Genomic DNA, 9,557 nt, shown 5'->3' on the forward strand with positions numbered 1-9,557 from the left:
CATCGAGCACGTACACCTGGGTGTTGGCGATCGGACGGCCGATCGGGATGCTGCGCGCCCCGGCCGGCACTTCATCAATCTCGTAGGTGGTGGCGAAGGTCGTGGTCTCGGTCGGACCGTAGCCGTTAAGCAGATGCCGCGGACGGCTGGTTGCCAAGACCTTGCGCACCACCTGCGGGTCGAGCGCGTCGCCGCCGACGATCAGGTAGCGCAGGCCGCCGAAGGCCGGCGCCAGCGCGTCGGCGTACTGGTTGAACAGCCCCACCGTCAGCCACAGCACCGTCACGCCTTGTTGCCGCAACGCCGCGCACAGGCGCGCCGGATCGAGCACCGTATCCTGGTCCAGCACCACCACGGCGCCGCCGTTGAGCAGCGGCGCCCAGACCTCCATCGTGCTGGCGTCGAACGCCGGGTTGGCCGCGAAGCCGACCTTGTCGTCCGCCGTGAAATCAGCGTAGCCGTTGTTGACCACCAGCTTGTGCACCGCGCGATGCGGCACCGCCACCCCTTTCGGCGTGCCGGCCGAGCCGGAGGTGTACATCACATAGGCGGCGGCGCCGCTATCGCAGGCCAGGCCCGGATTGCCGTCGCCGTGGGCGGCGATGCGCGCGTCATCGAGCAGCAGCTGCGGCAGCGCCGCCGGCAGCGCCAGCGGCCGCGCCGCCAGCACCAGCCTGGCGCCGCAGTCGGCCAGCATCGCCGCCTGGCGGGCCGGCGGCAGCACCGCGTCCAGCGGCACATAGGCCGCGCCGGCCTTCAGGATCGCCAGCTGGGCGATGACCAGTCCGGCCGAGCGCTCCAGGCAGGTCGCCACGCAGTCGCCCGCGCCGACCCCTTGCGCGATCAGCTGGTGCGCCAGGCGGTTGGCCTGCGCATTGAGTGCCGCGTAGCTGAGCGTACTCTGGTCGTGCACCAGCGCCACGGCCTGTGGCCGCAGCGCCACCTGTTGTTCGAACACCTGGTGCACACCCAGTTCGGACGGATAGGCGGCGTCGCTTGCGTTCCAGTCGAGCAGGATCTGCTCGCACTGCGCTTCGCTCAACAGCGGCAGATCCGCCACCAGCACGGCGTCGTCCGCCACCAGCGCTTCGAGCAGCGTGCGCCAATGGCCAACGTAGCGCGCCATCGTCGCCTGGTCGAACAGCGCGGTCGCGTATTCCAGCGCACCCACGATGGCGCCCTCGGACTCCTGCAAATTGAGCGACAGGTCGAACTTGGCGCTGGCCTGGCCGGCGGCCACCCCCGACAGCGTCAACCCCGGCAGCGCCAGTTCGGTTTCCGGCGTATTCTGCCAGGCGAACATTGCCTGGAACAGCGGCGCGTGCGCCATGCTGCGCACCGGCTGCACCAATTCCACGATCTGCTCGAACGGCAGATCCTGATGGCGCTGCGCGGCCAGCACCTGGTCGCGCGCATGATGCAGCAGTCCGGCCACCGTCGGCGCGCCGCCCACGTCCAGGCGCAGCGCCAGCGTATTGACGAAGAAGCCGATCAGCGGCTCCAGCTCGGCGCGTTCACGCCCGGCCATCGGGCTGCCGATCACCACCTGGTCCTGACCGGACAGGCGCGACAGCAACGCTCCCCAGCTGGCCAGCATGGTCATATACAGCGTCACGCCATGGCGCTGGCTGAGGCGTTTCAGCTTCGCGCTCAGCGCGGCGTCGAACGCCACCTCGATGGCGGCGCCGGCATAATCCTGGCGCGCCGGTCTTGGACGGTCCGTCGGCAGTTCCAGCAAGCCGGGGGCGCCGGCCAGCGTCCGCAGCCAGTAGTCCGATTGCGCCTGCAGGCGTTCGCCTTGCAGGTTGTCGCGCTGCCAGAGCGCGTAATCGGCGTATTGAATCGCCAGCGGCGGCAGGCCGTCCATAGCGTCGCGCAGGAACGCCGTGTACAGCGCGCCCAGCTCCCTGATCAGCACACCCATCGACCAGCCGTCCGAGACGATGTGGTGCATCGTCACCAGCAGCACATGTTCCCGCTCGCCGAGCGCGATCAGGCGCGCGCGGATCAGCGGCCCACGCTCCAGGTCGAAGGCGGCGCCGGCCTCGATCGCGCTCAGGCGCGTGAGCTCCCGCTCGCGTTGCGCGTGCCCGCGCAGGTCGTGTTCCACTACCGCCATCCCGCAATCGGCGGCGCCGATCACCTGCACCGGCGCGCCGTCGACATGGCGGAAAGTGGTGCGCAGTGCCTCATGCCGGGCCACCACGCCGTCGAGCGCGCGCAGCAGCGCGGCGCGGTCCAGCGTCCCCACCAGGCGCACGCCGCCGGCGATATGATAGGCCTCGCTGACGCCTTCCATCTGCGCCAGGAACCACAGGCGTTGCTGCGCAAACGACAACGGCAAGGCCGCGTTGCGGTCGGCCGGCGCGATCGGCGCCAGTTCCGCCCGCGCTCCCTGCTGGACGGCGGCCGCGAACTCGCGCAACAGCGGATGCTGGAATACCGCCGCCAGCGGGACTTCCAACTTCAACGCCTGGCGCACGCGCGTGAGCATCTGTATCGCCAACAGCGAATGGCCGCCCAGTTCGAAGAAGTTGTCGTGCCGGCCGACCTGCTCCAGTTGCAGCAGCTCGGCCCAGATCGTGGCCAGCGTCTCCTCGACCTGGCCCTGCGGCGCGTCGTAGCCGCGCGCGGCGTAGGCGTCGCCGTCCGGCGCCGGCAGCGCCTTGCGATCGAGCTTGCCGTTCGGCGTCAGCGGCAGCTCATCCAGCACCACGAAGGCGCCGGGCACCATGAATTCCGACAGCGTCCGGCCCAGCTGCGCGCGCAGCGCGGCGATGTCGAGCTCCATGCCGTCCTGGGCCGCCACGTAGGCCACCAGGCGCTGGTCGCCCGGCTGGTCTTCGCGCGCCAGCACCACCGCCTCGCGCACGCCGGCGCAGGCGGCCAGCGCCGCCTCGATTTCGCCCAATTCGATGCGGAAGCCACGGAGCTTGACCTGGAAGTCGTTGCGGCCCAGGTATTCGATATTGCCATCGTCCAGGAAGCGCGCCAGGTCGCCCGTCTTGTACAGCTTCGCTTCGGCCACGCCGGCAAACGGATCGGCGACGAAGCGTTGCGCCGTCAGTTCCGGTCGATGCAGATAACCGCGCCCCACCTGCACGCCGCCGATATACAGCTCGCCGGCCACGCCCAGCGGAACCGGACGCATCGCCTCATCAAGCAGGTAGATGCGGGTGTTGGCGATCGGCCGCCCGATCGGCACCATGGCGCGCGTATCGCCCGCCACACTGGTCCAGGCCGTGACATCGACCGCCGCCTCGGTGGGGCCGTACAAATTGTAGAGCTGCGCGCCCGGCAGGCCGCCATGCAGGCGCTGCGCCAGCGCCGCCGGCAAGGCCTCGCCACTGCACACCACCCGCGTCACGCTGCCGCAAGCGCTCAACCGCCCGTGTTCCAGGAACACCTGCAGCATCGACGGCACGAAGTGCAGCGTCGTGACGCCTTCGCGTTCGATGGTCTCGCTCAGATACGCCGGGTCCTTGTGTCCCTGCGCCCTGGCCATCACCAGCCGCGCGCCGCAACTGAGCGGCCAGAAGAATTCCCACACCGATACGTCAAAACTGAACGGCGTCTTTTGCAGCACCACGTCCCGCGCGCTGAGCGCGTAGGCCTGCTGCATCCACACAATGCGGTTGACCACGCCCGCGTGCGCGTTCATCGCGCCCTTCGGCTGCCCGGTCGAACCGGAGGTGTAGATCACGTAGGCCAGATGCGACGGCGTCAGCGCCCCCCGCGCCAGATTGTGCACGGCCTGCGCGCGCCATGGCCCATCCTGCGCCTCCAGGTCGATGCGGGGCGCATCGCCGCCGATGCCGGCCAACGCCTGCCGGCCGGCGCCGTCGAGCAGCACCGCCAGTGGCGCGCTGTCGGCCAGCATGTAGGCCAGCCGTTCATGCGGATAATCCGGATCGAGCGGCACGTAGCAACCACCCGCCTTCAGGATGGCCAGCAAGGCCACCACCATGCCCACGCCGCGCTCGGCGCACACCGCCACCCGCGCGTCCGGCGCCACGCCCAGCGCCGCCAGATGGCGCGCCAGCTGGTTGGCCCGCTCGTTGAGCTGGCGGTAGCTCAGGCTGTCGCGCTCATCGCTCACGGCCACCGCCTCCGGGCTCGCCGCCGCCTGGCGCTCGAACAGCTCATGCAGGCAAAGCTCCGGTTCCCCCGCCGCGTCCGTGGCGTTCCATTGTTCCAGCATCAGCCGCAGTTCGTCCTGCGGCAGCACGTTCAGCGCATCGAGCGCCGCCGCCGGCCGGGTTTCCAGCGCGTTCACCAGTTGTGCCAGAGCCTCCTGGACATAGGCGCCCACGCGCTCGGCCGATATCGATTGATCGACCTGCACCGTCAATACGAAGTCTTCGCCCAGATCGTCCACCGACAAGGTCAGCGGATAGTTGGTGCGCTCTTCGCCACCGATGACATTGACGCCTACCCAGGCGTCATTGGATTGCTGCTGCGCGTCGCCCGCCTCGACCACGCTGTGGCGGTAATTGAGCAGCGACGAGAACAGCGGCGTCTGCGCCGCCACGCCGCTGCAGCGCTGCGCCAGGGCCAGCGACGCATGCTCGTGCCGCAGCAGCTGCGTCAGCAGCGTGTGCGTGCCGCGCACGCCCTGGGCAACGCCCCGGTCGTCGACGCTGATGCGCACCGGCAGCGTATTGATGAACATGCCCAACACCCGGTCGGAACCGGCGCCGCCCTGCATGCGGCCGAACAGCACCGTGCCGAACACCACGTCGCGGCGTCCCGACAGGCGCGCCAGCACCTGCGCCCAGGCCAGGTGCATCAGGCTGGCGACACTGACGCCCTGCGCGCGCGCCTGCGCACGCAGCTGCAACGCCAACGCGGACGGCAACTGCTGCTCTATTTCCCTGATCCGCGAACCATCGCCGCGCACGTCCAGCAGGCCGTATGGCAGGGTCGGCTCGTCGATATCGGCCAGCATCTGTGTGAAGAAGGCCTCATGCTCCGCGCGGCTCACGCCCAGGCGTGCCTGGGCGATGAAGTTACGGAACGGCAGCGCCCTTGGCAGCTCGGCCTCGCGGCCCAGCTGGATGGTGCGGATTTCCTCGACCAGGATTTCCATCGTGGTATGGTCGATCGCCAGATGATGCGCCAGGAACTGCAGCAGCCAGCGCCCGTTGTCCCGGTCCTCGGTCATGAAACCGCGCATCAGCGGCGCCTGGCGCACGTCCATGCGGTAGCCGCGCGGATCGTAGCGGCTGCTCATTTGGTCGGCGATCGCACCGCCGGCCGGATCGAATTCAACCTGCTCGATGTTGAGCGGAGCGTGACGTAGCACCACCTGATGCGGCTCGGCCAGGCCCTCCCACATCACCGCGGTGCGCAGGATGTCGTGGCGGTCGATCACGGTCTGCAGATTAGACAGGAAGCCGTTCAGACGTTCCAGGCTATCGAATTCGATCAGGGTGGGCAGCAGATAGGCGTCGCCTGCGCCTTGTATCATGTGGTGGAACAGTATCCCGGCCTGCAACGGCGCCAGTGGATAGATGTCCTGGATGTTGGCAGCGCCACCCGGCACCAGATTGGTGATGCCGTCGATTTCGTGCTGCGTCAAATGCGTCAGCGGCAGCATGGCCGGGGTGATCGCCGCACAGCCGGCGGCGATGCCATTGGGCGGCACCGTCACATCGGCCTCTCCGGTACCCAGCGCGGTCGCCAACGCCGCGATGGTCGGCGTGCCGAACAGGGTGCGCACGTCGATTTGCATGCCGACCTGCCGCATGCGCTCGATCAGCGCCACCGCCAGCAGCGAATGGCCGCCCAGTTCGAAGAAGTTGTCGTGGCGGCCGACCTGCTCCAGCTTGAACAGTTCGCGCCAGATTTCCGCCAGGCCCTCCTCGGTCTCGCCTTCCGGCGCCTCGTAGCCGCGCCGCGCGTAGGCGTCGCCGTCCGGCGCCGGCAAGGCCTTTTGATCCAGTTTGCCGTTCGGCGTCAGCGGGAACGCATCCAGCGTCACGAAGGCGCTCGGCACCATATAGTCCGACAGGGTGCATCCCAGTTCAAGGCGCAGCTGGCCGGCCTCCGGTTCCGCGCCCGCCTGCGCGACGATGTAGGCCACCAGGCGCTTGTCGCCCGGCTGGTCTTCGCGCGCCAGCACCACCGCCTCGCGCACCCCGGCACAGGCCGACAGCCTGGCTTCGATCTCACCCAGCTCGATGCGGAAGCCGCGGATCTTGACCTGGAAGTCGTTGCGGCCCAGGTAGTCGATGCTGCCGTCGGCCAGGAAGCGTCCCAGGTCGCCGGTCTTGTACATGCGCGCGCCCGCCTCGCCGGCGAACGGATCGTCCAGGAAGCGCTCGGCCGTCAGTTCCGGGCGGTTCAGGTAGCCGCGCGCCACGCCGGCGCCGCCCACATACAGCTCGCCCACCACGCCGATCGGCACCGGCTGCCGGTTCGCGTCCAGGATATAGGTGCGCAGGTCCGGAATGCGCCGCCCGATCGGGCTGGCGCCATGACGCGCCGCGTCGGCCGGCTCCAGCGGACGGTAGGTCACGTGCACGGTGGTCTCGGTGATGCCGTACATATTGATCAATTGCGTGCCGGCGTTGACCGCCCGCGCATACCACGGCGCCAGCAGGCTCGTCTCCAGCGCCTCGCCGCCGAACACCGTGTAGCGCAAGCGGTGCGCGGCCTGGCTCAAGCCCTGCGCCGCGATCAGCTGGCGGAACGCCGTCGGCGTCTGGTTCAGCACCGTCACGCCGCGCCGGCACAGCAACTGGTAGAACTCGTCGGGCGCGCGCGCCACCGACAGCGGCACGATCACCAGCTGGCCGCCGTGCGCCAGCGCCCCCCACATTTCCCACACCGAGAAGTCGAAGGCGAACGAGTGGAACAACGTCCACACATCGTCCGCGCCGAACGAGAACCAGGCGTCCGTGGCGCTGAACAGGCGCACCACATTGGCGTGTTCGATCATCACGCCCTTCGGCGCGCCGGTCGAGCCGGACGTATAGATGATGTAGGCCAGCTGCGCCGGGCCCAGGCCCGCCACCTGAGGATTGGCGTCGGAGTTGTCCTGCCACGCCGCGTCCTGCGCCAGGTCGATGCGCGGCGCATCGCCGACCGAATCCGCCACCCCGGCCAGCGCCGCCTGTCCGGCGCCGTCGACCAGCACCGCCTGCGGCGCGCTGTCGGCCAGCATGTAGGCCAGGCGGTCCTGCGGATAGGCCGGATCGAGCGGCACGTAGCCGCCGCCGGCCTTGAGCGTGGCCAGCACCGCCACCATCATCCCGACGCCGCGCTCGACGCAGATCGCCACCCGCGTGTCCGGACCCACGCCCAGGCCGCGCAGGTGGTGCGCCAGCCGGTTGGCCTGCGCGTTCAACTCGCCGTAGCTTACCGCGCGGTCCCCATGGACCAGCGCCACCGCCGACGGATCGCGCGCGGCCTGCTCCTCGAACAGCTGGTGCACGCAACGATGTGCCGCCGGCGCGACCGCAGCGGCGGCGGTATTGGTGTTCCAGTCCAGCAGCAGTTGCTGGCGTTCGGCCCGGTCCAGCATCTCCAGATCGGCGATACGGGCGGATGGATGGGCCGCGATCGAGGACAGTAAACGGCCGAAATGATTCACCATCCGTTCGATGGTGGATGCGTCAAACAGGTCGGTGCGATACTCGAAACCGGCCGACAACTCGTCGCCCTCCTCCGAGAAGTACAGGGTCAGATCGAACTTCGAACTGGCCAGGTCGGCCACCATCGGCTGCAGCGTCAATCCCGACAGTTCCAGATCGCCCATCGGCGTGTTCAGCAAGACCAACATCACCTGGAAAATCGGCGTGTAGCTCAGGTTGCGCTCGGGCTTCAGGCAGTCGACCAGTTGTTGGAACGCCAGGTCCTGGTTGGCGTGGGCGTCCAGTGCGGTACCGCGCACCTGGCGCAGCAGCGTATCGAAAGACGCCGCGGCGTCGACCTGGCTGCGCAACACCAGCGTGTTGGCGAAAAATCCGATCATCGGCTCGGTCTCGATCCGGCCACGGCCGGCAACGGTGGTGCCGATGCACAGGTCGGACTGGCCGGAATAGCGCGACAGCAGCACATTGAAGGCGGCGGCCAAGGTCATGAACAGCGTCACCTGGAACTGCTTGCCGATCTGGTGCAGGCCGGCGCAAACCGTGGCAGGCACGGTGAATCGGGCGCGGGTGCCGCGATAGGACTGGCGCGGCGGACGCGGACGGTCGGTGGGCAGCGCCAGCAGCTCCGGCGCACCGTCCAGTTGTTTTTTCCAATACTTGAGCTGGGCGTCCAGCGTCGGGCCGCGCAGCCATTCCCTTTGCCAGTGGGAGTAATCCGGATACTGGATAGCCAGCTCCGGCAACGGCGACGGCTGGCCGTGCACCTGGGCGCCGTACAACGCCGCCATCTCTTCCACAATCACACCCATCGACCAGGCGTCGGAGACGATGTGGTGCAGCGTCAGCAGCAAGATATGGTGGCTATCGTCCATCCGCAGCAACACGGCGCGCAGCAGAGGACCGCAGGTCAGGTTGAACGGCGTGTTGGCCTCATCCTGTATCAGCCACTGCGCGCGCGCCTCGCGCTCGCCGGCCGGCAGGCCTCCCAGGTCGGTGACCGGCAATTCCACCCGCAGCACCGGCGCGATCACCTGGCCAGGCTTGCCATCGACGGTGGAGAACGTGGTGCGCAGCGATTCATGGCGGCGCACCATCTCGTTCAAGGCGCCGCACAAGGCGGCGTGGTTGATCTGACCGGACAGGCGCACCGCCGAGGCGATATTGTAGAACGACCGGCCGGGCTCGAACTGGTCATGCACCCACAGACGCTCTTGCGCGTACGAGTGGGGAATGTGGGTCAGATCCGGCGGTCTCTTAAAGACAGGTAAGGTGAGAAAATCGATCCCCTTTTTTTCCAGCAGCGCCTTGAGTTTCTCGCGCTGCGCCAAAGGCAGCTTGTTGATAGCGTCGATCGAGAGATTCTTGTTCATTCTTACCCTTCAGTCTTAGTAATATCAGCCAGTTCATCCAATGCACCCGCCAGCAAATCGTCCAGGTCGAGCTGACCTTCATCACCCTGGGCAGCCTGGATGGTGTCGATCTGCGCGGCCAGGCCGGCCACCGTCGGTGTCTCGAACAGCATGCGCAACACCAGTTCCACGTTGAAGGCCTTGCGGATGCGCGCCAGCACCATCAGCGCGCGCAGCGAGTGGCCGCCCAGCGCGAAGAAGTCGTCGTGGATGCCGACCCGCTCCCGGCCCAGCACCTCGGCGTACAGCCCGGCCAGCGCCTCCTGGGTCGCCGTCACCGGCGCCGCATAGGCGGTCGTCGACGGCGCGTCAACATCCTTGCGGGCGCCCAGCGCCTTGCGATCGACCTTGCCGCTGGAGGTCATCGGCAGCGCATCCAGTCCGGCGATGCTGTGCGGCAGCGCCGCCTGTACCATGCGCACCGCCAGGAACTGGCGCAGGTCCGGCGGCAGCTCGCCGCGCGCCACCACATAGGCGTGCAGCGAGGTCGAACCATCCTCCGCGCTGCGCGCCACCACGGCCGCCTCGGCGATCTCCGGATGGCTCAGCA

General features: G+C 68.3%; 2 protein-coding genes. Both read right to left on the reverse strand.

The window, feature by feature from the left end:
- Positions 1 to 8,968: non-ribosomal peptide synthetase (locus KVP70_RS32700; protein ID WP_217946601.1), on the reverse strand; the 8,968-nt coding region annotated here is incomplete at its 3' end.
- A 2-nt stretch (positions 8,969 to 8,970) separates the two neighbouring features.
- Positions 8,971 to 9,557, reverse strand: a 587-nt coding sequence (locus KVP70_RS32705) for a phosphopantetheine-binding protein (RefSeq protein WP_217946602.1), incomplete at its 5' end; no start/stop codon positions are given.

The organism is Duganella violaceipulchra (assembly GCF_019166075.1).
GTDB classification, from domain to species: domain Bacteria; phylum Pseudomonadota; class Gammaproteobacteria; order Burkholderiales; family Burkholderiaceae_D; genus Rugamonas; species Rugamonas violaceipulchra.